This is a genomic window from Changpingibacter yushuensis (assembly GCF_014041995.1).
Lineage (GTDB): Bacteria > Actinomycetota > Actinomycetes > Actinomycetales > Actinomycetaceae > Changpingibacter > Changpingibacter yushuensis.
On the sequence record NZ_CP059492.1, the window covers coordinates 260031 to 286031 of the forward strand.

General features: G+C 56.7%; 15 protein-coding genes, 2 tRNA genes, 1 other RNA gene and 2 pseudogenes. 15 read left to right on the top strand and 5 right to left on the bottom strand.

The genetic code is table 11. From position 1 onward, the window contains the following. The first annotated feature begins 213 nt into the window (after window positions 1–213). Window positions 214–1383, top strand: a complete 1170-nt coding sequence (locus tag H2O17_RS01095; RefSeq protein WP_182049956.1) for an IS481 family transposase — start codon at window positions 214–216, stop codon at window positions 1381–1383. 114 nt (window positions 1384–1497) lie between these two features. Here the strand turns inward: H2O17_RS01095 and H2O17_RS01100 are convergent. Continuing rightward, a tRNA-Ser gene (locus H2O17_RS01100) sits at window positions 1498–1582 on the bottom strand. Window positions 1583–1669: 87 nt separating this feature from the next. Next, the gene (locus H2O17_RS01105) at window positions 1670–2236 is read right to left on the bottom strand and encodes a YbaK/EbsC family protein (protein WP_182050884.1); all 567 of its coding nucleotides are present in this window, start codon (window positions 2234–2236) and stop codon (window positions 1670–1672) included. Window positions 2237–2339: 103 nt separating this feature from the next. On the opposite strand from H2O17_RS01105, the gene ffs reads away from it, so the two are divergent. The 9 genes from ffs to H2O17_RS01150 all read left to right on the top strand — a co-directional run bounded on the left by ffs (window position 2340) and on the right by H2O17_RS01150 (window position 17549). After that, window positions 2340–2436, top strand: an RNA gene (ffs, locus tag H2O17_RS01110) — signal recognition particle sRNA small type. Between the two features lie 55 nt (window positions 2437–2491). Continuing rightward, window positions 2492–2875: a hypothetical protein gene (locus H2O17_RS01115; protein WP_182049957.1), complete on the top strand. Its 384-nt coding sequence runs from the start codon at window positions 2492–2494 to the stop codon at window positions 2873–2875. Continuing rightward, window positions 2841–4970: a BNR repeat-containing protein gene (locus tag H2O17_RS01120; protein ID WP_182049958.1), complete on the top strand. Its 2130-nt coding sequence runs from the start codon at window positions 2841–2843 to the stop codon at window positions 4968–4970. The genes H2O17_RS01115 and H2O17_RS01120 overlap by 35 nt, the downstream gene beginning before the upstream one ends. A 274-nt stretch (window positions 4971–5244) precedes the next feature. Next, complete coding sequence (locus H2O17_RS01125; RefSeq protein WP_182049959.1) at window positions 5245–8193, top strand: CotH kinase family protein; 2949 nt, start codon at window positions 5245–5247, stop codon at window positions 8191–8193. Window positions 8194–8587: 394 nt separating this feature from the next. Beyond that, window positions 8588–11491 carry a CotH kinase family protein gene (locus tag H2O17_RS01130; protein ID WP_182049960.1) on the top strand — a complete coding sequence of 968 codons (2904 nt, stop codon included), beginning with the start codon at window positions 8588–8590 and terminating at the stop codon, window positions 11489–11491. 122 nt (window positions 11492–11613) lie between these two features. After that, window positions 11614–14427, top strand: coding sequence for a DNA polymerase III subunit gamma and tau (locus tag H2O17_RS01135; RefSeq protein ID WP_246311344.1), 2814 nt, complete (start codon window positions 11614–11616; stop codon window positions 14425–14427). Then, window positions 14427–15062 carry a recombination mediator RecR gene (gene recR / locus H2O17_RS01140; RefSeq protein ID WP_182049962.1) on the top strand — a complete coding sequence of 212 codons (636 nt, stop codon included), beginning with the start codon at window positions 14427–14429 and terminating at the stop codon, window positions 15060–15062. Before H2O17_RS01135 ends, recR begins: the two co-directional genes overlap by 1 nt. Before the next feature lie 178 nt (window positions 15063–15240). Beyond that, window positions 15241–16509 carry an aspartate kinase gene (locus H2O17_RS01145; protein ID WP_182049963.1) on the top strand — a complete coding sequence of 423 codons (1269 nt, stop codon included), beginning with the start codon at window positions 15241–15243 and terminating at the stop codon, window positions 16507–16509. Then, entirely contained in the window at window positions 16506–17549 is a 1044-nt protein-coding gene (locus H2O17_RS01150) for an aspartate-semialdehyde dehydrogenase (RefSeq protein WP_182049964.1), read from the top strand. The genes H2O17_RS01145 and H2O17_RS01150 overlap by 4 nt, the downstream gene beginning before the upstream one ends. A 107-nt stretch (window positions 17550–17656) precedes the next feature. On the opposite strand, the gene H2O17_RS01155 is transcribed toward H2O17_RS01150, so the two are convergent. Together H2O17_RS01155 and H2O17_RS01160 are read right to left on the bottom strand one after the other, a co-directional pair. Beyond that, window positions 17657–18913, bottom strand: a complete 1257-nt coding sequence (locus tag H2O17_RS01155; protein WP_182049965.1) for a DUF4032 domain-containing protein — start codon at window positions 18911–18913, stop codon at window positions 17657–17659. A gap of 89 nt (window positions 18914–19002) precedes the next feature. Continuing rightward, window positions 19003–20127 carry an ABC transporter ATP-binding protein gene (locus H2O17_RS01160; protein ID WP_182049966.1) on the bottom strand — a complete coding sequence of 375 codons (1125 nt, stop codon included), beginning with the start codon at window positions 20125–20127 and terminating at the stop codon, window positions 19003–19005. A gap of 230 nt (window positions 20128–20357) precedes the next feature. Between H2O17_RS01160 and H2O17_RS01165 the strand changes: the two genes are divergently transcribed. The 5 genes and pseudogenes from H2O17_RS01165 to H2O17_RS01185 all read left to right on the top strand — a co-directional run bounded on the left by H2O17_RS01165 (window position 20358) and on the right by H2O17_RS01185 (window position 25084). Then, a complete protein-coding gene (locus tag H2O17_RS01165; protein ID WP_182049967.1) occupies window positions 20358–22355 on the top strand; it encodes a serine/threonine protein kinase in 1998 nt (665 codons plus the stop codon). A 144-nt stretch (window positions 22356–22499) separates the two neighbouring features. After that, complete coding sequence (locus H2O17_RS01170) at window positions 22500–23417, top strand: DsbA family protein (protein WP_182049968.1); 918 nt, start codon at window positions 22500–22502, stop codon at window positions 23415–23417. A gap of 105 nt (window positions 23418–23522) precedes the next feature. Next, window positions 23523–23595: transfer RNA gene (locus H2O17_RS01175), tRNA-Thr, on the top strand. Window positions 23596–24181: 586 nt separating this feature from the next. Continuing rightward, window positions 24182–24439 (top strand): annotated as a pseudogene (locus H2O17_RS11775) (matrixin family metalloprotease); the annotation flags it as partial. A gap of 24 nt (window positions 24440–24463) precedes the next feature. Beyond that, complete coding sequence (locus tag H2O17_RS01185; protein ID WP_182049969.1) at window positions 24464–25084, top strand: hypothetical protein; 621 nt, start codon at window positions 24464–24466, stop codon at window positions 25082–25084. 190 nt (window positions 25085–25274) lie between these two features. Here H2O17_RS01185 and H2O17_RS01190 read toward each other — a convergent pair. Then, window positions 25275–25940, bottom strand: a pseudogene (locus tag H2O17_RS01190) (uracil-DNA glycosylase); the annotation flags it as partial. Between the last annotated feature and the right edge of the window lie 61 nt (window positions 25941–26001).

The following is a 26001-nucleotide window of genomic DNA, read 5'->3' on the forward strand; positions in this document are numbered from 1 at the left end:
AAGGCGGGGAGCCGAGGAAGAAAAGTCGCGTCATAGCAACGAAAAACCCCGGAATCTCAAGGATCCCGGGGTCCGCTCGCGGAGGATGGGGTGTGTGATTTCAGGACATCGTTCAGCCCTGTCGCACGTCATCGTTCACAGCATGTCTCATGAGATCGTTCACTAACTGTGGCACGTCATCGTTCATGAGGTGTCTCGCGTCATTATTCACACATGAACACCTCGAACCAGAACCGCGTCATTATCCTCTCCATCGCCGAAGGCGGCCTGAGCGTAGCTGAAGCAGCCACACGCTTCAACGTCTCACAACGCTGGATTTACACACTCCTAGCCCGCTACAAAGCCGGCGGGATTGACGCTGTTGACCCACGCTCACGCCGCCCCCATACCAACCCCAACGCCACCGATCCCACCACGGTAGAGGCCATCCTCACCCTGCGTGAGGACCTGACCACCGCAGGCCTAGACGCCGGAGCGGAATCCATCTGGGACCGACTAGACACCGAGACCCGACCCTCCCCAGCAACGATCTGGCGCATCCTTACACGCCACGACAAGATCACCCCGCAACCCCACAAACGTCCCCGCTCCTCCTGGCACCGATTCGAAGCCGCAGCCCCCAACGAAACCTGGCAATCCGACTTCACCCATTGGACCCTAGAAGATGGCACCGACACCGAGATCATCTCCTGGCTCGATGACCACTCCCGCCTCCTCCTACATGCCACCGCCTACGCACGCATCACCGGCTCCATCGTCACCGATACCTTCACCACCACCATGGATATCTACGGACCGCCTGCATCAACCCTGACCGATAACGGCATGGTCTACACCACCCGATTCGCCCGCGGCAATGACGGCCAGCCTCGTCAACCCAACGGATTCGAACAACTCCTCGCCGACATGGGCATCACCCAGAAGAACGGCGCCGCGAACCACCCCACTACCCAAGGCAAAATCGAACGCTACCACCAAACTCTCAAACACTGGCTAAGCGCACAACCCCGCGCACGCAACCTAGACGAACTCAATACCCAGCTCGCCCAGTTCACTGATATCTACAACACCCAACGCCCTCACCGAGCGCTCGGCAGACGCACCCCAGCCCAGGTCTACACGGCAACAATCAAAGCCGAACCCACCAAAGAAATAGGCCACACCTTCTGGCGCGTCCGCTACGACCGCGTCGACAAAGACGGCAAAATCACCCTGCGCTACGCCGGCAAACTCCGACACCTCGGCATCGGCAGAGCCCACATCGGCTCACGCCTCCTCCTCCTCATCCACGGCCCCAATACCATGGCCATCGACCGCAACACCGGAGAAATCATCGCCGAACACGCCATCGACTCCACCAAGAACTACCAGCCGAAAAAGTGAACGATGACCCGAGACACCCACCCAAAAAAGTGAACGATGACGCGACACATGCCCGCGCCAAAAACAAGAAAATCTCGCGCCATCGCCTGAACGATGACGCGAGACATGACATCGCGGAGGATGGGGGATTCGAACCCCCGAGGGCTTGCACCCAACACGCTTTCCAAGCGTGCGCCATAGGCCACTAGGCGAATCCTCCTCGCGCGGTGACGCGCCCGTTTAGCTTAGCTGAATCTCAGTTCGAGTGCGAATCCGGGCCGATGAGAGACAGGCCACGCTTTTCTTGCTATTCGGTGGCGAGGCCCTCGATAACTTGGGCGCCCGGCAGCGCCGCCAAGAGCGCACCTGGAAGTGCCAGTTTAGAGCGGCGCAAGCCGGAACCAACCACGCAATAGCCTTCAGCCACTCGTGCGTCGATGAGCAGATTCCAAGCTTCTGGCACGCCCACAGGTGTGATCCCGCCATACTCCATTCCTGAAGCTTCCACAGCTTTGTCTTGGGGCCAGAACGAGCATTTGCGAACGTTGAGAATCTTCTTGATGGTGTGGTTGACGTCGGCCTTCGTTGTTGCGCGGACTACGGCCGCCGCAACTCGCTCTTCACCCTCGCGCTTGCCCGCTACGAGAACGCAGTTGCAGGAAAGATTGAGGTCCATTGCGTAGTGCTCGGTCATTGCCTCGGTGTCAGCGAACTGCGGGTCGATTGCCGAAACCAGAGCTTGAGAGACCAATGTAGGTTCCAAGGTGGCAAGGTTCCGCAGTTGTTCTGCCACTGGCTCTGCCAGAAGTTCAGTGTTGTCCAGTGCGTTGACCCATTCGGCGGTACCCATTCCAACAACCGTCAATCCTGCTATTTCCATACTTATACTGTAGGGAATTGTGTTGTTGTTGGCGAGTCTGATCATCGTATGGGAGCTGACCGATTGTGCGCGGTAGCTCCATCTAACGTATGCTTGAAGCGGCTCCCCACGTGGCGTCATCTCGCAAAACTCCCCCAGGGCCGGAAGGCAGCAAGGGTATGCGGGCTCTGGCGGGTGCGTGGGGAGTCCTCGATGTATTTGCTCTTCTGCTGGCAAACACAACGCAGTTTCACCTCACCAAGGCAGCGCATGTTCCATGAAACAGCATCAAAGAAAAGTCATATCCAGACTGAGTCTCACCTTCCCCGTCCGTATAGTCACGTTCGTTGTGCTTCTGGTTCTGATAGCAGTGGTTCCTGGAGTGGGGCCGGCCCTGCGAACGCTGCGCCGGCGTCGTCGATCGGAAACTACTACTATTTCTCCAACACGTTGAATGGTGGTCAAGCCGATTCCGTAGTTGTCTACGGCAAAGCGTCCGATACTGTGCTCGTTGGTGATTGGGATGGCGACGGCGTCGATACCTTGGCTGTACGCCGCGGTAATGCGTACCACATCAAGAACTCAATCTCTGGTGGTGCTGCGGACAAGGTCATTTACTATGGCCGGTCCACGGACAACGGTGCTCGTTGGTGATTGGGATGGCGACGGCGTCGATACTTTGGCAGTACGCCGAGGAAATATCTATTACGTCAAGAATTCGATTGCGGGAGGCCAAGCCGATGATCGGTTCGCCCTCGGCCGTGTTGGCGACCAAGTGACAGTTGGCGATTGGGACGGCGACGGCGTCGATACCTTCGCGGTCCGGCGCTCAGCTAGGTTCTACTTTTTCGATTCGCTACATGGCGGTCAAGCTGACCGTACTGTGCCATATGGAAAACCGACCGACGAAATCTATTCAGGTGACTGGGATGCGGACGGTATCGACACCATAATAATGCGACGCGGCAATGCGTACCTTGGCAAGAACACGATTAGCGGTGGCGAAGCCGATTTCCGAATTATCTACGGAAGGGTCTCCGATTACACGCTTGTAGGTGATTGGGATGGAAAAAACGGTGACACGGTGGCGGTAAGGCGATCCACCAAGCCAACCGGTTCCTCCGGTAGCGCCGATTCTGCCACCGATGAGTGGAACCAAAAGCTCACAATGAAGGCACCGGCGAATGTTGGCGACTACGTTTCGAGCGAGGCCGCGGCTACCTTGACATTTGCTAACGGTGAGGCCGACGCGCTGGGGGAAGCTTGGGCATCGAACTCCGTGAACGCTACGGCTTTCCGCCATTCATCAATCGTCACTCAATACCGCGGAACGGATGAGATTCAGACTGCTGCTTACTATGGCGCGCAGGGCCAACTGATGCTTGCTCGGCGCAATGTCACAACTGGCGAGGCCTGGCAAGTGGTCACCACTCAGTACACCGGTACGGTCACTGATGCGCACAACTCGATCTCCATTGCGGTGGATGGTGACGGATACTTGCACGTCGCTTGGGGCATGCATGTAGCTTCGATGCAGTACGCGAAGTCCACAGAACCGTGGTCGTTGAACCTCGGGAAGATCACTCCGTTGACCGGGACGAATGAAGCCCAAGTCACCTATCCCGAGTTCTATCCACAGAGCAACGGAGACCTCTTCTTCGTCTACCGGTTCGGATCATCAGGCAACGGCAACATGGTCATCGACCATTACAGCACGGCCGCTTCGGCTTGGACACAGGTTTCGAGCAAGCTTATTGACGGAAGCGGAAGTGGCGTTTCGCCATACTGGCAAGCCGTGGTGGACTCGCAGGACCGCCTGCAAATCAGCTGGGTGTGGCGCGCCACCGGGATGGTTGAGACCAACCATGACCTGATGTACGCGAGGTCAACTGATGCGACAGGGACTTCGTGGGAGACCTCGCAGGGACAGGCCTACACGCTGCCTATCACTAAGGCCAATGCTGAAATCGCTCAAACGATCAGTCAGGGCAGTGAGCTGATGAACCAGACGTCAATGACGATTGACTCTGATGACCAGCCCTACATCGTTAGTTACTGGAAGCCTAAGGACTCGCCAGTCGTGCAGTATATGGTTGCTTACCTCTCTGACGCCCACTGGACTGTGGAGAATACGGGACTTAGGACGTCGCCTTTCTCCTTGTCAGGTTCAGGAAGCAAGGCTCTTCCGATCGCACGCCCCCAGATCCTTGTGGCGGGCTCCGGATCGAACGCGGTAGTCCATCTCATCTTGCGTGATGTGGATCTTGGCAGTCGTGTTGTGCTCGCGAACTCGCGTGTTGGCAGTGGTCAGTGGTCCACAGTTGATTTGACGACGACGGCGGTAGGGCTGTGGGAACCTTCCTTTGATGTGGCGCTGTGGCAGCGCACAGGACGCCTGGATCTGTTCATTGAGAAGGTGAATCAAGTTGATGGGGAGGGAATAGGTATATTCCCTGCCAGTTACGCTTATGTGCTCCATGTTTGGGACAACGCTTTGAACTCCCTTCCAGATGTGTTGCCACAGGAAGACGATGCCACTGTTACGCAGTCGCCCACTCCGAGCGAGAGTGTTGGCAGTTCCGATCCAAGCATCCCGGCGCCGGAGGATACGGCAACGCCCGTGGTACCTGAAACCACCACAGAACCGAGTGAGGAACCGAGTACTCCATCAACGAGTACTGAGCCGAGTGAGCCGTCAACAACAACTGAAACCGATGCGCCGGCGTCGGGAAACTCGGGAAACCAGTAGAAGGAAATCTTTCCAGATAGACAGTCCTGTGGCGCCTCGATTGCTGACGTATTGCCTGATCATCGCGAGATCTGGGTGATAGCAACTTGCGTGGCAGGGCGGCATTTTTGGGTTGACTGGGATGAAATGGGTTGAATTCACTCTCTGATCGACGGATAATCCTCGTGTCGAGTGGATCACGATGACGTGGGTCCATGTGGCAAATTGTTTGGATCCTCCTAGCAAGTCCGATGTTGGGGGCAAGGATTCTGCACCTAGCTCAGAGGATTGAACTATGAGTACCGCTCACCAAGATCTCACGATCCCGAAATCGCGAACAAATGGTCGTCACGCATCACGCCGGCAGAGATGGCTGACCACCGCAGTTGCATCGCTCGTGGCAGTGGGATTGACCGTGGGAAGCGGCGGCATGGCATTAGCCGAGGATGTGGATCCGGATTCGGCCATAACGGGCACAACCGAAACGTCGCCCACGGCCACCGATACAACCTCGAGTACCGCCGCGGTTGCCGATGAACAGACGGAGTCACCTGATCCGGAGAATACGCAGCCAACGGACCCGAGTTCGGTCCCTTCAACGGTTTCGGATGGCAGCGGTGACATCAATGCCCCAGCCTCCGGTTCTGCGAGTTCGGACGCAGTGGTGAAGGGTACTGCGGACGGCAATGCGGTCAAGGTGGATGCGGTCAATGGGATTCCGGCGTTGAGTATTACGTTGCCTGATGGTGTGACTCTCAGTCAGCTGAACAGTGACAAGAACACAAAGTACCAAGGTTCGGCTGCATACTTGACGGATCCGACGGGTACCTATGCGGATACTACATACACCGGTGTTGAAATCAAGGGCCGCGGCAACTACACGTGGACCTTGAACAAGAAGCCCTACCAGATCAAGCTATCGAAGAAAGCATCACTGCTTGGTATGGACTCTAACAAGACATGGATCCTGCTGGCGAACGCACCAGATCCGTCATTCTTGCGTAACTACACCGCGTTCTATGCAGCAAACAAGCTCGAGCTCGCTGGCACTCCCCACGAGTCTCGTTACGTGGATCTGACGATCAACGGCACCTATCTAGGTACGTACCAGCTCACCGAAAAGGTTGAAATCAAAGATGACAGGGTTGCAATTGACAATCCAAATGCCGTCTTGGTCGAGTTGGACAACAACTATTACGCGGAAGAGGCGCACTACTTCAAGTCCACCACATCGGGCACTTACTTCACGTTGAAGGATCAGAAGACTGACCTTTTAGAGGATGGTGGCAGCGGCGAGGCCGAAGTCGGTTGGGCTGATATTCAGGCTGATATCAATGCGTTGGACAAGTTGTTGTATGCGTCTTCTCCGGACTGGTCGAAGATTTCGGACCTTGTGGATGTGGATTCGTTCGCCAAGTACTTCATTCTTGCCGAATACACAGAGAACTTTGAAGTCGTCAATGGCTCGGTGTTCTTCTATAAGGATGGTGTAGACGACAAGCTTCATATGGGGCCGGCATGGGATTATGACGGCGCAATGGGCAACTTCACCACTGTTGACCGAGGCGGCGTCACGACCACCAACTATGTCAAGAACACCGAGTGGATTCGCGATGAGGGCAATGATTGGTATTACCAGTGGTTCCGCAATCCGGAGTTTGCCCGCCTCGTCAACTACTACTACAGCTTGCTGGGCCACGAAGCACTCACGAGTTCCATTACTGAAATGGACACAGTTGCTGCCAGCCTCAATACCGCCGCTGCCGCAAACTTCAAGAAGTGGCCAATCCTCGGTGGAAAGGCGCTATATCCCTTCTATCAGCGCACCTACAAGTCCACCTATTCTGGCGAGGTTTCGTATTTGAAGAGTTGGGCGTCGAGTCGTGTTTCGTATCTTGATGGTGTGTATGGGGGTTCGTCGCGTCCGGTGTTGTCGTATGACGTGCATGCTCAGTCCAAGGGGTGGATGCCTACTGTGACTGGTGGTTTGATGCAGGGTACGACTGGTCAGTCTAAGCGTGTGGAGGCGATGAAGGTTCGGTTGTTGCCTGGTGCTGATGGTAAGACGGTGGCTGGTTCGGTGTTGTCTGAGGCGCATGTTGCGTCTATTGGGTGGCAGGGGTACAAGTCGCAGGGTGCTGTGATTGGTACGACGGGTCAGTCTAAGGCTATTGAGGCTATTCGGTTGAAGTTGTCGGGTGGGGTGTCTTCTACGTATGACATTCAGTATCGGGTGTATCAGCAGACGTATGGTTGGTCGAGCTGGGTGAAGAATGGTGCGACTGCTGGTGTGACGGGTCAGTCTAAGCGTGTTGAGGCTGTTGAGATGCAGTTGGTTTCCAAGAAGGGTTTTATTGCTGATTCGACCCCGACTCCGGATCCGTCGACGTCGCCTACTCCTACTCCTACTCCGACGACGACGTCGCCTACTCCTACTCCTACTCCTACTCCGACGACGACGTCGCCTACTCCTACTCCTACTCCGACGACGACGTCGCCTACTCCTACTCCTACTCCGACGACGACGTCGCCTACTTCTACTCCGACGAGTCCGGCTGGGTCTGTTGGGACGGTGTTCTATCTGAATGATGGGATTTCTGGGGATGCTGGATCGGTGTTTTCGTGGGGTGTGGCTTCTGATGAGGTTCTTGTGGGTGATTGGAATGGGGATGGTAAGGACACGGTGGCGTTGAGGCGTGGGAACACGTATGCGTTTACTGATGAGGTGCGTCCGGGGTCTGCTCCTGTTTTTTCGGTGGTGTTTGGCAATGCTTCTGATGAGGTTCTTGTGGGTGATTGGAATGGGGATGGCAAGGATACGTTGGGTGTTCGGCGTGGTTCGGCCTTCTATTTGTCGAATTCTTTGAGTTCGGGTAGTACGGATGTTTCGTTTGGTTATGGTCGTTCCACTGATGCGGTGTTCGTGGGTGATTGGAATGGGGATGGTAAGGACACGATTTCGATTCGTCGTGATGCCACGTTCCATGTCAAGAATTCGTTGAGTGGTGGTACGGCTAATAAGACGTTCATTTTTGGTCGTGCTACGGATGAGGTTCTTGTTGGCTCGTTTGGGTCGGGTAAGGGTGATTCGTTTGCGTTGCGTCGGGGTACGAGTGTGTATCTGACGACGTCGTTGCATGGTGGTACGGCTGATAAGACGGTGGCGTATGGGCGTTCGGGTGATGAGATGTTCATGGGTGACTGGAATGGTGATGGCACTGATGGTATTGGCGTCCGCCGATAAGGTGCGTCCTTGTGATGCGTGTTGGGCCGGGCCGACAATCCGGGCCAACACGCATTATCGCCGGTTCTTGAGAATAATCTGAAGCTATCTCTATCGATCTATGCGTGTGTATAGACCGGATATGTCTCAATTTGGCGATACACAATCAGCCCAGAGTTCCTGAGATAGGTCCTTCGACACAGGAATGTACTCAGGGAACAAGATCTGACTTGACGGGTTGACGTGAAGGCGCGTTGAGCGAAAGAAAAAGATTGCTTCGCGTGGTTGTAAGGTAAATAATCGGCTCGTCGGGCGCTTGGCAACGCAGTCTTCCGCCTGACAAGTGCTGCGATAGCTCACCGACTGGTCCGAAGTTGGTGTCCGGCTATTGCGCCTATGGAAAAGGTTAGAGAATATGAGAGTCACGCAAATGAGCTCGGGTCGTAGATCTGGATTCGCTTCGGGGTCGCGATCGTCAGTACTGGCGTGCGTGCTTGCTGCCGGGTTGCTGGTAGCTGGCGCGGCTCCCGTTGCGGCCGACAACGTCACGCCCACACCAAGTGCATCGTCGGTTTCGACCGATACGACAGATATTGATGCGGTCCCTAACGAAAGCGCTCCAGCACCAACTGTCCAAGGATCTACCGATTCGACCTCCTCCGAGGTGTCAGAGTCCGCAGATTCATCCCTGAATCCTGCCACGACGGATGCTGCGCCCGTCACGACAAATGCTTCGCCTGTCAAGGTGGATGCGGTCAATGGGATTCCGGCGTTGAGTATTACGTTGCCTGATGGTGTGACTCTCAGCCAAGTGAACAGTGACAAAGACGTAAAGCACAAGGACTCGGCTGCATACTTGACGGATCCGACGGGTACCTATGCGGATACTACATACACCGGTGTTGAGATCAAGGGCCGGGGCAACTACACATGGAAGCTTGACAAGAAGCCTTACCAGATCAAGCTATCGAAGGCGGCGTCACTGCTTGGTATGGAATCAAGTAAGACGTGGATTCTGCTTGCGAATCACGCGGATGCATCATTGCTTCGAAACACAGTGGCTTTTGGCGTTGGCAACTATGTAGGCCTTTCCGCCGCTCCTCAAGAGTCGCGATATGTTGATCTGTATGTGAACGGCGCATATGTGGGTAACTATCAACTCACGGAGAAGATCGAGATCTCCAAGACTCGTCTCAATTTGAAGAATGAGTCCGGAATCGTTGTCGAGTTGGACAACAGCTACGGCATGGCTGAGCCCCACTACTTCAAGTCGGCAACCAGCGGCACAGTCTTCGCGATCAAGGAGCAGGTCAATGACTTGACCGTGGATGGTGGCAACGCCTCAGGTGATGCCGGTTGGGTTGATATCCAGGCTGATATCAATGCGTTGGACAAGTTGTTGTATGCGTCTTCTCCGGACTGGTCGAAGATTTCGGAGCTTGTGGATGTGGATTCGTTCGCCAAGTACTTCATCTTGACGGAGTTCACGGCGAACCCTGAAGTTGGCTCTTCCTCCGTGTTCTTCTATAAGGATGGTGTAGACGACAAGCTTCATATGGGGCCGGCATGGGACTTTGATTCGGCGCTCGGAGCGTTTTCAACCAAGGAGTTGGGTGCCGACGCCACCGCTAACTACACGAACAACGTCAAATGGCTCCGCAAGTCTGGCAATGATTGGTATTACCAGTTCTTCCGCAATCCGGAGTTTGCCCGCCTCGTCAACTCCTACTACTCCAGCATTGGACATGCGGGAATAACCTCGACGATCGCTTCCATCTCCACTACTTCATCGGCTATCAGCAAGTCGGCTGCCGCCAACTTCACGACGTGGCCGGTGCTCGGCAAAGCTTCATTGCTCTTCAACCATGACAGGGTGTGGGCGAGTACCTATTCTGGCGAGGTTTCGTATTTGAAGAGTTGGGTGTCGAGTCGTGTTTCGTATCTTGATGGTGTGTATGGGGGTTCGTCGCGTCCGGTGTTGTCGTATGACGTGCATGCTCAGTCCAAGGGGTGGATGCCTACTGTGACTGGTGGTTTGATGCAGGGTACGACTGGTCAGTCTAAGCGTGTGGAGGCGATGAAGGTTCGGTTGTTGCCTGGTGCTGATGGTAAGACGGTGGCTGGTTCGGTGTTGTCTGAGGCGCATGTTGCGTCTATTGGGTGGCAGGGGTACAAGTCGCAGGGTGCTGTGATTGGTACGACGGGTCAGTCTAAGGCTATTGAGGCTATTCGGTTGAAGTTGTCGGGTGGGGTGTCTTCTACGTATGACATTCAGTATCGGGTGTATCAGCAGACGTATGGTTGGTCGAGCTGGGTGAAGAATGGTGCGACTGCTGGTGTGACGGGTCAGTCTAAGCGTGTTGAGGCTGTTGAGATGCAGTTGGTTTCCAAGAAGGGTTTTATTGCTGATTCGACCCCGACTCCGGATCCGTCGACGTCGCCTACTCCTACTCCGACGACGACGTCGCCTACTCCTACTCCTACTCCGACGACGACGTCGCCTACTCCTACTCCTACTCCTACTCCGACGACGACGTCGCCTACTCCTACTCCTACTCCGACGACGACGTCGCCTACTCCTACTCCTACTCCGACGACGACGTCGCCTACTTCTACTCCGACGAGTCCGGCTGGGTCTGTTGGGACGGTGTTCTATCTGAATGATGGGATTTCTGGGGATGCTGGATCGGTGTTTTCGTGGGGTGTGGCTTCTGATGAGGTTCTTGTGGGTGATTGGAATGGGGATGGTAAGGACACGGTGGCGTTGAGGCGTGGGAACACGTATGCGTTTACTGATGAGGTGCGTCCGGGGTCTGCTCCTGTTTTTTCGGTGGTGTTTGGCAATGCTTCTGATGAGGTTCTTGTGGGTGATTGGAATGGGGATGGCAAGGATACGTTGGGTGTTCGGCGTGGTTCGGCCTTCTATTTGTCGAATTCTTTGAGTTCGGGTAGTACGGATGTTTCGTTTGGTTATGGTCGTTCCACTGATGCGGTGTTCGTGGGTGATTGGAATGGGGATGGTAAGGACACGATTTCGATTCGTCGTGATGCCACGTTCCATGTCAAGAATTCGTTGAGTGGTGGTACGGCTAATAAGACGTTCATTTTTGGTCGTGCTACGGATGAGGTTCTTGTTGGCTCGTTTGGGTCGGGTAAGGGTGATTCGTTTGCGTTGCGTCGGGGTACGAGTGTGTATCTGACGACGTCGTTGCATGGTGGTACGGCTGATAAGACGGTGGCGTATGGGCGTTCGGGTGATGAGATGTTCATGGGTGACTGGAATGGTGATGGCACTGATGGTATTGGCGTCCGCCGATAAGGTGCGTTGATTCCTCGTCATATGTGTAGGTCGCTTTCGCAAGGAAGCGACCTACACCCATGAGTGGAGGTGTGCATGGGCAGGAAGATGTCGGCTATGCCCCTTAGACTGGTTCCGTGAGCATGGCACTGTACCGGCGTTACCGTCCCCAGAAATTCCAAGACGTGATTGGCCAAGAGCAAGTCACACGTCCCTTGATGGCGGCACTGCGCGCGGATAAAACGGCTCATGCATACTTGTTTTCCGGCCCGCGTGGTTGTGGAAAGACCACGTCGGCGCGAATTCTCGCGCGATGCTTGAACTGCGAGCAGGCGCCAACTGACACGCCATGTGGCGAATGTGCGTCGTGCCGTGAACTTTCGCTCAGCGGCTCAGGGTCACTCGACGTCGTCGAAATGGATGCCGCAAGTCACGGTGGTGTTGACGATGCGCGTGACCTCATCGAACGCGCGTCCTTTGCACCGGCACGGGACCGCTACAAGATCTTCATCATCGACGAAGCCCACATGGTTTCGAATCAAGGTTTCAACGCGTTGCTCAAGCTAGTGGAGGAACCGCCTGCGCATGTGAAGTTCATCTTCGCCACAACAGAACCTGAAAAGGTCATCGGCACGATCCGCTCGCGTACTCACCACTATCCGTTCCGGTTGGTTCCCCCGGAGACGCTAAACGGTTACCTAGAACAGATCGCTGCTGAAGAAGGTATTCACGTCGGCACGGGAGTCATCCCGCTCGTCGTACGTTCGGGGGGTGGATCCGTTCGTGATTCCCTCTCAGTTCTCGATCAGTTGATCGGTGGCGCAGAAGATGGCGAGCTCACCTACGATGCCGCCATCGGACTTCTCGGCTACACCGATGGATCTTTGCTCGACGACGCCGTGGAGGCGATCGGCTCCGGGTCTGGCGCAACTCTCTTTTCCGTCGTGGACCGAGTGATCCAATCTGGGCATGATCCGCGCAGGTTTGTTGAGGACCTTCTGCAACGCCTCCGTGACATCATTGTGATCGCTTTGGCTGGCGAACAGGCGTCGGACGTACTGACCTCTGTTCCCCAAGATCAATACGCCCGGATGCTGGATCAGGCTGAGCACTTGGGTGCGGCGCGTGCGTCAAAGAGCGCCGATCTGGTGAATGAAGCGCTCAGTCTCATGGTTGGTGCTACTTCACCGCGCCTGCAGTTGGAGTTGCTGTGTGCGCGGCTTCTGCTCCCAACACAGGCTCCTGCGCCATCAGAAGAGGGCGCACCTCATGAGCCAAGCGCCACGGCTCCCGTGAGGGAACGCCCTGCCAGCGCGATTCCTCGCCCGAAGTCAGCAATACGGCAGCCAGCAGCGGGGAGCGTGGCGCAGCCGGTTCGCCCATCCGGCAGGGTGGTTTCCCCCGGATGGGCGGCTCCGCAGGAGGATCGGAGCGCGTCCGCATCCGCGGCGGACGCGCGGCAAGCGCCTATACGGTCAACGTTTACGCCGGCAGAATCCCCGGCACCAACTCCTTCAGCCACGGTGCAAGCTCCGTCTGCAGTTTCAACGGTCCTGCCCCAAACCGAGCCATCTGGACCCGTCCTCGCAGATACAGAACAGGCCAGTTCCGCGCAAGCCCGCCACGGCCAAACGCCTGATCGTGTGGATTCCGCGGCCCCTTCAGTTGAGATCGATGAGGCTCGCTGGGGTGAAGTGCTTGCGGCAGTGCACAACCGCTCGAATGTGGCGTGGTCAAAGCTTCAGTATGTGGAGGCACACACAGTTGAGAACGGTGTTCTCACGGTCGTGTTCTCGATGCCAGGTATGGCGGCAAGGTTCGCGAACGGGCGCGATCCCGCTGTGTTGCTGGAAGCCGTCAAGGATGTACTCGCGGTTGATGTTGAAGTCCGCGCAGTTGAAGAAGGCGAACAGTCTTCCCCAAAAGTAGCGGCCGCCAGTAAGGCGGCCGAGGCTCGGTTCCCGGCAGATACGCAGATACCTCCGAGCAGTTCCAGATCGGAGCACGATTCTGGGGCGCGCGGCCACACTGAACCCGCCACGGTTCCCGGGGCTACCCACCAACCTGAGAACTGGTCCGAGGGCCAAGCCGAGTATGAGACCGCAAGCCAAGCCGGACATGGGCCCGAAAGCCAAGCCGAGGGCCAAGCCGGACATGGGCCCGAAAGCCAAACCGAGAAGTGGTCCGAGGGTCAAGCCGAGTATGAGCCTGAAGGCCAACCCGCATTATCTGCGGCTGAGTTGGCACGGGAATTCACCACGTATGGATCGGCGCCGGAAGCACACGAACCGGAACCACCCGCCAGTGGGCGGTTCGAGGTTCCTTCGGTTCCCGACGGCGCGGAGTCAGCCAACTCGTCAGCTAGCGATGATCCTGCGGGGGTTCTCGCTCTGCTATTGAGTGATTCCTTTGATATCCCGCCTGCGCGTGCCACCTCGCCAGATCGACGTGTGCCAGATCAACCCGAGCGTGCCACCTCGCCAGATCAACGTGTACCTGATCAACGTGAGGATGCCACCTCGCAGGATCTGGAACCGTACCCATCGCAAGTTCCACCTCCGTACCCGGAGTCAGATCCGTACCGTGAAGCTGTGCCGTCTGTGGACAGTGCTCCGGATGCCAGTTGGGCACCCGCAGATACCACTGACGTTCCCTTCTATCAGCGTCAGATGCCGATGTTGAAGCCGCCTGTGCCAATGAACAGGCCAGATCACTCAGCAAAACGGGGTTCCATAGCCTCACGCATCTTGGCCGCTCACGCTCCCGGAGCATCCCTTCCACCAACGTCCCTCCACGCGGCGGGTTCAGGGCCCACCACGCCCATCCGCGATGAGGATGAGGTCAGCGCAGATGACCCAACGATCGAACAGTCCAACTTGGTGGGAATCGATGTGGTTCTCGATACATTCGGAGGAACCATCATTGAAGAAGTTGCCAACGAAAATGGAGGATCCTGATGCCAGGAGTTTATGACGGCGCGGTTCAGGACCTCATTGACGAACTTGGCAGACTGCCAGGCGTCGGCCCCAAGAGTGCCCAACGCATCGCGTTCTACATTCTTGAGCAGGATCCGGCCGAGGTCGATGCGCTTTCCCGCGCCATCCTGCAAGTCAAGGAACGTGTCCACTTCTGCGAACGCTGCGGGAATGTTACCGAAGCAACAATCTGCTCAATCTGCGCCGACCCTCGGCGTCTCGATTCGGTTCTTTGTGTGGTGGAAGAAGCGAAAGACATCGTCGCAATCGAACGAACGCGCGAGTTCCGCGGGCGCTATCACGTGCTCGGAGGTTCGATCAATCCCATCCAGGGCGTTGGGCCGGATGACCTGCGAATTCGAGAGCTCCTCACTCGGCTTAGTGACGGTGCTATTGAAGAGGTCATCTTGGCGATGGATCCTAATATTGAAGGCGAGGCAACGGCTGCCTACCTCATTAGGCTCATCGTTCCTCTGGGCGTGATGGTCTCGCGCCTCGCATCTGGCCTTCCCGTGGGCGGCGATCTGGAGTACGCAGATGAGATTACGTTGTCGCGCGCATTCGAGGGTCGCCAGCGAATCCACACGCCCTCTGGTGGCGACAAACCCAGGAGGTGAACCCTTGCGGCGCCTAGAGCTTTCGGACCACATGTCAACTTCCAACATGTGAGATGATGAGTCGGACAATACACGGCGCTGGCAGTTCTGGAGTTCACTCTGTGTCCACCAGTCGGTACCGCCGCCTCCTGCCAAGCATGCATCGTTACCATGAACAGGTCGATAAAAGGAGCACCACGTGGCATTAGTTGTCCAGAAGTTCGGCGGATCCTCGGTAGCGGACGCCGCTAGTATCCAGCGTGTCGCGAAACGGATTGCGGATACACACGAAGCGGGCAACGACGTCGTCGTTGTGGTGTCGGCGATGGGGGACATGACCGACGATCTCATCGATCTGGCCACGAAAGTAACACCTGATCCTCCGGCCCGTGAGATGGATATCCTCCTCACAGCTGGCGAACGCATCTCGATGGCACTTCTGGCTATGGCGGTCAATGAAGCCGGAGTGGAGGCTCACGCCTACACCGGTCAGCAAGCTGGCCTCCTGACTGATGACAAGTATGGCAAGGCATCGATTCTTGGAATCGTCCCCGAACGGATTCTCCGCACCATTCAATCTGGCGCGGTAGCAATTGTGGCAGGCTTCCAAGGCGTCAACTCTCGCAATGACGTCACCACCTTGGGCCGCGGCGGTTCGGATACCACAGCAGTTGCGTTTGCGGCGGCTCTGCACGCTGACGTTTGCGAGATCTATACAGACGTTGACGGTGTCTTCTCTGCAGATCCTCGCATCGTGCCGGCGGCACGTCAGCTCAAGGTCATGACGTATGAAGAGACACTGGAACTCGCGGCACATGGTGCCAAGGTTCTCCACCTGCGTGCGGTGGAATTCGCCCGCAAATTCAATGTGCCACTACATGTGCGCTCGTCATTCTCCGACAAGGAAGGAACTTGGATCGTGAGCGATAACTTCAGCGAACAGAAGGCCATGGAGGCGCCCATCGTTTCCGGTGTGGCCCACGACCGTTCGCAGGCCAAGATTTCGGTGGTTGGCGTTCCGGATGTGCCAGGATCCGCAGCAAAGATCTTTGCAATCGTTGGCGCAGCTGACGGCAATATCGACATGATCGTGCAGAACACATCGCTCTCCAACCCCGGCATCTCCAACATCTCCTTCACAGTGCCGCAGTCCCAGCTTCACAGCGTGGTCCAGGCACTCGAAGCGCAGCAGGCGAGCCTCGGCTTCAAGGAGATTCAGATATCGGAGAGCATTGGAATTCTTTCGATCGTTGGCGCTGGTATGCGTTCCCACTCAGGGGTTTCGGCTCGCCTATTTAAGACTCTGGCTGACCAAGGCCTAAACATCGACATGATCTCCACATCGGAGATACGCATTTCCGTAGTTCTGGAACCGGAATCGCTTGAAGAAGCGGCACGCGCTGTGCATACCGCCTTCGGCCTAGACTCCGAATCCGAAGCAGTTGTTTATGGAGGTACCGGGCGATGAGCATCACCCTTGCTGTTGTTGGCGCAACCGGGCAGGTTGGCCGTGTTATGCGTGCGCTCCTCGAGGAGCGCAACACTCCTGCGGATAAGGTGCGCTTCTTCGCATCGGCACGAAGTGCGGGAACAGTTCTTCCGTTCCGTGGCGAAGAAATTGTGGTTGAAGATGTGGCCACGGCGGACCTTTCGGGGATCGACGTCGCCGTATTCTCCGCAGGTGGCGGAACATCGCTTGAATACGCGCCACGGTTCGCTGCAGCCGGTGCTGTTGTTGTTGACAACTCTTCCGCATGGCGCAAAGATCCTCAGGTTCCCCTAGTGGTTTCCGAAGTGAACCCCCACGCGATCAAGGATCGCCCAAAGGGAATCATCGCGAACCCGAACTGCACAACCATGGCAGCGATGCCCTCGTTGAAGATTCTGCACGATAACTTCGGCCTCAAGCGCCTTGTGGTCTCCTCCTACCAGGCGGTCTCCGGATCGGGCCTCAAGGGCGTCAAGGAACTCGAATCACAGGTACGCGCCGCACTGGATCAGGATGTCACACAGCTCGTGACGGACGGCTCTGCTGTTGAGTTCCCTGAGCCTTCTACATACGTGGCTCCGATTGCCTTCAATGCCATTGCTTTTGCCGGCAATTTGGTAGATGACGGCTCCGAGGAGACCGATGAAGAGCAGAAGCTTCGTAACGAATCGCGGAAGATCTTGGAAATCCCAGAGCTCCTCGTTTCAGGTACGTGCGTGCGAGTCCCCGTCTTCTCCGCTCACGGGCTTTCTGTCAACGCCGAGTTTGAGAAGTCAGTGACGCCAGATCGCGCGCGCGAGCTCCTTGCTGACGCCCCGGGAGTTGTTCTCACGGACGTCCCAACCCCGCTGGCGGCAGCTGGCCAAGATCCCACCTTCGTTGGACGGATCCGCCAAGACCAGTCGGTTGAAGGTGGGCGTGGCCTCGCCATGTTCATCGTTGGTGACAACCTTCGCAAGGGTGCAGCCCTCAATGCCATTCAGGTGGCAGAGTTGGTTATCGCAGAGTTGGCTGCCTGAGCGGCGGGCCCTTGCTTAACCAGCAAGAACCTAGCTGCTTAACCAGCAAGAACCTGACCGCCTAGACAGCAGAGACGTCACGTTGCAGCCAGCCCGGTGTGGGGGCCCTACACTTCGTCCAGATCGATAGCAGGAAGTTCCTCGGTATCGCCTCGGCCGAGATAGGACCGCTCATCCCGGCGCTGGCTGAGCACGTTGTCCACAAAGGACTTCAGTGCTTTCTTGAACGGCACGTCATATCCGGCCTTTTCGCTGATAAACCACCGATGTTCGAGGAACTGGTGGAAGATCTCAGCAGGCTCCAGTTTGCCGCGCAGATCGCGTGGTACACCGTTGACAGTCGCCTCAAACACGCGGGTCATCCAGTCGTGTGCCACAAGCGAGAGGCTATCCTTCTGCATGTCCCGTTGGGCTCGATACTGCTCAATGTCATTCATCATGCGGCGCGCTTGGTTTTCTTCCACATCCATTCCGGTCAGGCGCATGATCTGGCGTGAGTAATGCCCTGCGTCCACAACCTTTGGCTGAATGTAGAGGCGCGTGCCGTCCAAATCGGTTGTCATTGCCAGTTCGCCGACGTCGAAGCCAAGATCGTTGAGTCGTTCGACCCGTTCCGCAACCTTCCAGCGTTCGTTCGCGGAGAACGAGGTCTGTTTGGTGAGTTCGTTCCACAGCTCTTCATAACGGGTGGCGAAATTGTTGCCGACCTCAATGACGTCGTAATCCTCAGGAAGCACACCACCAGCCTGGAGGTCCATCAGCTCGCCGATGATATTGGTGCGGGCCACGTCGATGTCATAGAGACGCTTGCCGTCGGTCATGCTGTCATAGAGTTCACCGGTTTCGGCGTCTACAAGGTAGGCGGCGAAGGCGCCGGCGTCGCGCCGAAAAAGTGTGTTGGAGAGGGAGACGTCACCCCAGAAGAACCCAAGAAGATGAAGCCTAACCATGAGCACGGTGAGGGCATCGATGAGGCGGCGCACTGTCTCAGGCCGTTGATGCTGGCCAAATACCGCCCGGTAGGGCAGCGAGTAAGGAAGGTGGGCCGTGACAAGAACGGCGTTCAGGGGTTCGCCGTCGTCGCTCGAACGCCCGGTAATGACGGCCACTGGTTCTACGGAAGGTGCATCGAGGCGGCCAAGATCACGGAGCATCTCATATTCGTGGTAGGCCACCGATTCGCCGATCTCCTTGACCGCGATAATCCGGTCCCCAAGGCTCACGAAGCGGACGATATGGCGGGAGATGCCGCGCGGCAAAGCTGCCACAATATCTTCGGGCCAATCCTCGAGAGGAACATTCCAGGGCAGGTCAAGTAGCGCGGGATCAACGCGCGCAGCCATGATCTGCAAAGACTGCAACATTCTCAATACCTTTCCGTGACACTAGGGGCAAAACATGCAGAGGGCCGCGGCGCACGGAACGCCACGGCCCTCACTTCATGCTCGACTTCTTAGTTTAGACGGTTACCCGTCGCAGCTGCGAAGAAGTGCAGGCGGTCAAGCGCTGGCGACAAATGTATGACGTCTCCAGCAACTGGCAGGCGGTCAGGCTCGATGCGAACAGTGAGCTGATCGGAACTGTCACCCGATCCAACCTTGTCGGTCTCGTTGTCCGATCCAGAAACCTTGCCGTAGACGAAGGCATCTGAGCCGAGCGATTCAACGAATGAGACGCTGACGGGGATGTTGGATTCGGTGGGCTCAGGTGCCCATTCGGCAGATTCCGGACGGAATCCGACAATGATCTTGCCTTCGTCTTCTGGCGTGACCTTTGCGATGACGTCGCGCGGAAGGCGCACGACGGCGTCGCCATAAACGGCGGTCTCACCAACGATGCGCCACTTGCCAAGGTTCATGGCGGGGGAGCCAATGAATCCTGCCACGAAGGCGTTCTGGGGAGTCTGATACATCTCGGAAGGGGTGCCAACCTGCTGGAGGAGGCCATCCTTGAGTACCGCGATGCGATCGCCCATGGTCAGAGCTTCTGTCTGATCGTGGGTGACGTAGACGGTGGTGATGCCCAGGCGCCGCTGAAGTGATGCGATTTGGGTGCGGGTCTGAACGCGGAGCTTAGCGTCCAGATTGGAAAGAGGTTCGTCCATCAGGAATACCTGAGGCTCGCGGACGATTGCTCGGCCCATTGCGACGCGCTGGCGTTGGCCACCCGAAAGGGCCTTCGGCTTACGGTCGAGGTAGGGTTCGAGGTCGAGGATCTTTGCGGCTTCTTCAACGCGCTTGCGAATCGCATCTTTAGGTTCGCCGGCAATCTTCAGAGCAAATCCCATGTTGTCCGCCACGGTCATGTGGGGGTACAGGGCGTAGTTCTGGAAGACCATTGCGATGTCGCGATCCTTAGGTGAGACGTCGGTGACGTCGCGATCGCCAATGAAAATGCGGCCGTTGTTCACATCCTCGAGACCTGCGAGCATGCGCAGCGAGGTGGACTTTCCGCATCCTGAGGGCCCGACCAGTACGAGGAATTCCCCATCCTGAATCTCGAGCGATAGCTGATCAACAGCTGGTGTATCCGAACCCGGGTACACGCGTGTGGCCTTGTCAAAGGTTACAGTTGCCATAATTTTCTTATGGTCCCTTCACCGGCAGGTACGTGCCGGACGATCCGAGTGAAAGGTGCCGAATCGTGTCGACTCTGACACAGCTCATCAAAGATGAACCTCCTCTATTGTGGCACCTCCTGAAACTTTGCGCTACATTTTGCAGGCTCAGTTTTGGCCAGTTTTGCCTATTTTCTCCAAGGGATCGCCTGCCTTTCGTGTTGGGAGCGGTGCTCGGGTAGCTTAGGAGTGTGCGCGAGCGGACCGATGTTGGGGGATACAGGCTGATCAAGAGGATCGGCTACGGCGGTATGTCCACTGTGTTCGAAGCCGAGGATGGCGCGGGCAAGCGCGTTGCGCTCAAACTGCTCAACTCTTCGGTGGTAAGCGCACCAGGCGGCAGGGACAGGCTACGCCGCGAAGTACACATGTTGCAGAAGGTGCGCGGCCAGTACGTCGCTGAGGTTCTCGATGCCGAATCTGATGAGGATGAGGCTTTCATTGTCACAGAGCTCATTGACGGGCCAACTTTGGAACAGGACGTCGTCGACTCAGGGGTCTACACCGAAGGAGACCTGACCGACCTCGCTCGCCAGCTCGAACGCGCCGTGGAATCGATTCACGACGTTGGTGTGCTCCATCGAGATCTCAAACCCACAAACGTCATGATGAGCGAAAACGGCCCGGTACTCATCGATTTTGGCATTGCCCAGCTTGATAAGGATCCCCGCTTCACGCAGGCAGGATCGCTTTCCCACACGCCTGGATATTGCGATCCCCGCGTGATCCGAGGTGACCAGCCTGACGAGGCTGCCGATTGGTGGGCTTTGGCCGCAGTGCTTGCCTACGCCGCAACCGGCACGGCGCCCTTCGGTGAGGGGAATTCCCATGCGATCAGCTATCGCGCGCTCACCGGAAGCCCGGACCTAGAAGGACTCTCACCCGAACTCGCTGCCGCCTTCACGCGTGCACTTTCACCCGATCCGGTCGCACGCATCTCCATTGGCGAACTCATCGCAGTCATCGAGGACCCCAGCCGTGGCGAGTACTTGGTTCAAGAGCCCGTTAGCTATCCGGTTGGCGCACCTGGTGGGATCCCGAAGTCTGGCAATACCGACGACGTCGTCGCGTCCTTGAGTTCGCCGGAAACCCTAGTTCCGGATGGGATAGGGGAAGTTGGTCAGTTCAACGCAACAATGGATGGTTATGGACGGCAGGGCAACCAGCCCGACATGGCCACCCCAACCGCGGTCACGCCTGTGGGTAACTACGCAGGGGTTGGCGATGCTCGAGCGACGGTCGTGGGTGCCAGCGGCCATGGGGGCGTCGATCCGAATGGTGTGTTGCCATTAGGGGCTGCTGATCCGCGTGAACAATCCGATGCGAAGCCCACTGAGGCGATCTATCCGTATCCCGCGGAACAAGGGCAGTTGGGTAACGCGCAGCCTTATGGGCGGCCGGTGATTGCGGCTTCAGATGGGTACACGCCGAATTCGCCTAACAGGGACCACTTTGGGCCAGCCAGTGGATACCAAACGGTGGCACTCGATCGGTATCAACCGCCTGAGGATATGGCGCATCAACCCACTCAGGATATGGCCTACCAAAGCGCGCAGAATGCGGACTGGGCCCATCTTGCGCCATATGCGGGAGTGGTCCACGACCCACAAATTATCCCTCAATGGATGCGGCCTGCACCGCCCTCGCGAATACTTGTATTGCTGGTAGGCGCGCTTCTGGCGTGTGCGGCGATGCTGTTCCCCATGGTGTCTGTGTTTGCCTACTTTGTTCTCGCGGTGGTGGCCAGCTGTATTGGCTCCACTTCGGCGCGGCTGCGGCGCCGGAGAATGGAGAGAGGTGGACCGAGTGGTTCAGACGCGATGTTCGCAGCGTTGCGGCTGCCGTGGGCTTTGGTTCGTTCGGTCATTCTCCAGATCCTCAATACAGTGGTAGGCGCTTTCTTTGGAGCGGCGGCCATGTGGGTGGCCAGTGTGTTCACGCTCCCCAGTTTGCGGTTGGTCATCGCGATAGGTGCCACGGTCACATTCTTGGTTTCGTGGAGCATTGGATCAAATGCAAGCGGGCAAGAAGGCTCACGGATCGCGTGCAGAGCTTTGGTTCCCTCACCCGGATACAAAGTGTTCTGGTCCTTTGTCTTGGTCATGGCAATTGGAGTGGTTGCGTTGCTCGCTATGGGCGGACAACCCAACTGGGTGCCTGTGAATGCGCCATTCTTCTTGGCGTCCTAGTGCGCCACATAGGTAACCAACTAGGTTTATCGGTTTTGCGCATATGTGGCGCGGCGTCAATGTGACGATCCGCGCCTGCGACTTCTGGGCGATAATCTGCTCACGGCACTGCATTATCCGGAACAACCTGTCTAGGATGCTTCTATGGCATCACGGAATACACCGGGAACCGCGAGTTCCAATATGACCAAAGAACAGCGCCGCGAAGCAGCACGCGAAGCTGCGAAGAGGCTTCAAGAAGAAGAAGCTCGGCGCGCCAAGCGGAATCTAGCGTGGACCATCACGGGCGTGGTGGTCGTGCTCGCACTTGTGCTGGGCGCTGTGTGGCTCATTGTCTCCTCAGGAAAGGACTCGTCTGCCGACAACGCGACGTCGTCGGCAACAGGCGAACCCGCGTTCACCGATTTCACGTTCGGAGATAGCCAGTTCACGGCCACACTGCCGGAGAACGTGGATGACATGGGCGGTATTTCGGTGGGTTCGGATCTGACTGCAGGATCTGTGAATGAAGGCGCCCCTGAGGTCCGCATCTACTTCGATTACCTGTGCACCCACTGCAACGATCTCGAAGCTCAGTTTGGCGAACAGCTCACCCAAATGGCGCAAGATGGCGAAATCACACTGGTCTACAACCCGGTTGCGATCATGGGCCAAGACTTCTCTTCGCAGTCAGCAGCTGCTGACTTCTTCCTCGCTGCTAACGCTCCCGAGCAGTACATCGAGTTCCATAACGCGGTGTTCTCTGAGCTGTCCTCCGCAGTGTTTGACGGCAGTGCAGATGCGCTGCCAACCGTTGATCAGATGATCGGTGTTGCAAAGGAAGTCGGAGTGCCCGACGACGTCGTCGCCGAACTTCAGTCCGCGGTTGAAGATGGAACGTTGGACGATTTCGTATCGCAGGCCACCAGCCAGTTCACTGCCAACGGCTTGACTGGCACCCCCTCCGTGATTGTTGACGGCCAGCAGCTTACTAACTGGAACACAGCGCTCACCACAGCGATCAGCGAGGCTGTGAGTGCGAGTGGTGCCAGCAGCGATGCGAGCGCCACTGCCACGAATTAAGCACTGCACACAAGGAGGAGGAGTCAGGCCTCATAGTGACGCGGTTTGGCTCCTCCACTCATTCTCTGGCAAGATAGTCACGCTGTAAGAAGCGTCTTGCAGAATGCCGCCTTAGCTCAGTTGGTAGAGCAGCTGTCTTGTAAACAGCAGGTCATCGGTTCGAGTCCGATAGGCGGCTCTAAGGAAAAGTCCTGATTTAGACTAGCGGAAATCGAGATTGTAGCCATTCAGAAATGAACATCCTTGCCCTTTATCGGGGGGATATAGAGGCTGTTGCATGAATCGGCGGGTTTTGTGATCCACAGTCCCCGGCAGGAACGAAACAGTGAGTGTCCTCGCGGGTGTCGATACGGTGATCATCGCTGCTGTGATAGCGGCTGCCGGGGGTGGAATCGTGGCGCGCATAATTCGACGCTCAGCGAAAGAATCAAACGTGATCGAGACGTTGAAAGTGTTGGTTGCCGAACGGGGCGACCAGATCGAAGCATCGGGCGAAAGGGCTTCCGCTCATTTTCGCAGTCTTGCTTACTTCTTTCATGCTTGTGATGGCATCTCCCGCTTCGGCATATACGACGAGCGGAAGTCGTTGAGCAGGTTCAAATCTTCGTATCCAAACTGTTGTTGTTCCAGGAAACTACTCCCTCGGACTCAACTCTGCTATCGCGGACTGCAACGCATCCACTGACGTCACTCTTTCACGTACGACGGCCAGTGGACCCTCCTAGAAAGCGAATGTCGCAAACTACGGGAATACGGGCTGGGAGGGTCAGTCAACGTGGACCTATTACGCAGGTGCGACACACAGTGCAACTTCGAAGGTGAATTCGTTCTATATCGGTTCAACGACCTCGTCAGCGCAGATTAAGGTCCTTTGGCTTCACGAGTTAGGTCATGTGCTTGGCTTGGGCCACGTATCAGGACTGAACCATGGTATGTACAAGTCGGCTTCTACGGCATATTTGAACGGAGAAGTAAGGAAGTTGACAAGCGATGAAATCAAGGGAATCAATAAGCTCTACTAAAATCAGGTGAATGAGGTGGATTCAATGCTACGGCAGTTCTTTTCTTCCATAGGACGGGTTACTGCGGTTACCCTAGTGGTCGCAGGGTCGTGTGTTGAATGTTCGACGACGTCCTCCGATGGCACCAACTCGACTGGCGACATTTCTCGAGTCACGCTCTATGACTCACTGTCCGACATGTCTGACGATTCGACGACGATCGTTGTCGGCACCGTCTCTAGCCAAGAAGTGGCACGCGATATCACTAAAGAGGACGACTTCACGATTTCATCGTTCTCTGTGACACGCGTGGTGAAGGGCACGGATGTGAGCCCAGGCGATGTCGTCAAGGTTCGCCAGATCGGATCAGCCAAACAACAAACAGGTGTCGAAATGTTGAGTACAGATCAGGTGTATCTGCTGTACCTGACTCCGTCGGGCCTCACCGGAGATCTTGCTTCCCAGTACTATGTGACAGGGGCGGAAGCGGGTATCTACCAGGATGTCTCAAGCCCATCGTCGCCGTCGACCTCAATACTCAAGAACGCGAGTCAGGCACGTTCCGAAACCGCAGACAGCATGAGCTTTGGTCGTGTTGAGTCAGACACAGGCGATACGCTGCCTGCTACCGTTACCCTGCAGGAAGTAGACAAACAAGCCCAGTAGGCACTAGTCGCGACGAGGTCCAGACCATTCAAGAAGGTTGCCGGCAGATTGTATGAGGAACATTTCGTCGAGAGTTACTTACGAGGGCCCCTGATCGCGGGCTACGTCGTCGTAGCGTTATTTGGGGTGCTAGTTGGATTGCTGGTCAACCGGCATTGAGCACGCCCAGCGCTCACATCGCGCTCGATACCTAGGGGAGCTGCCAATCGATTGGATCGGCTCCTTGGGCTACAAGCAGCTTGTTGACTTGTGAAAACGGCCGTGACCCAAAGAAACCTCGCGATGCTGAGAGCGGAGACGGGTGCGGCGACATTACCACGGGCACATCTCCAAGCAGAGGTCTGAGTTCCTGAGCTGGCCGCCCCCACAGTATCGCCACGAGCGGCTGGTTGCGAGCCGCGAGCCTTCGGATGGCGTGGTCGGTGACCGCCTCCCAGCCCTTCCCTCGATGTGACGCAGGAGCGCCCGGTTCCACGGTTAGGACTCTGTTGAGAAGCATTACTCCGCGATCGCACCACGGGGTCAGATCTCCGTTCGAAGGAGTGCGACAGCCGACCTCGTCGTGAAGCTCGCGGAAGATATTCACCAACGAACGTGGGATCGGATGGACGGAGGGGTCCACACTGAAGCTGAGTCCAACCGGGTGGCCGGGTGTTGGATAGGGATCTTGCCCCACTATGAGCACCTTGACGTCGCTGAGAGGGTAAGTAAAGGCGCGCAGGATATTTTTTCCTCGTGGCAGATACTGATGGCCGGCAGCCAACTCGTCGCGAAGGAATTCGCCCATCTGATGGATATTGGGCTCAACGGGCGCGAGGGCCTCGGCCCAACCTGGATCGACGATGTCAGAGAGGGGACTATCTCGTTAAGTGTGATGCTTCTATATGTGTCAATCGGTGTTTTCAACGATTTTGGGG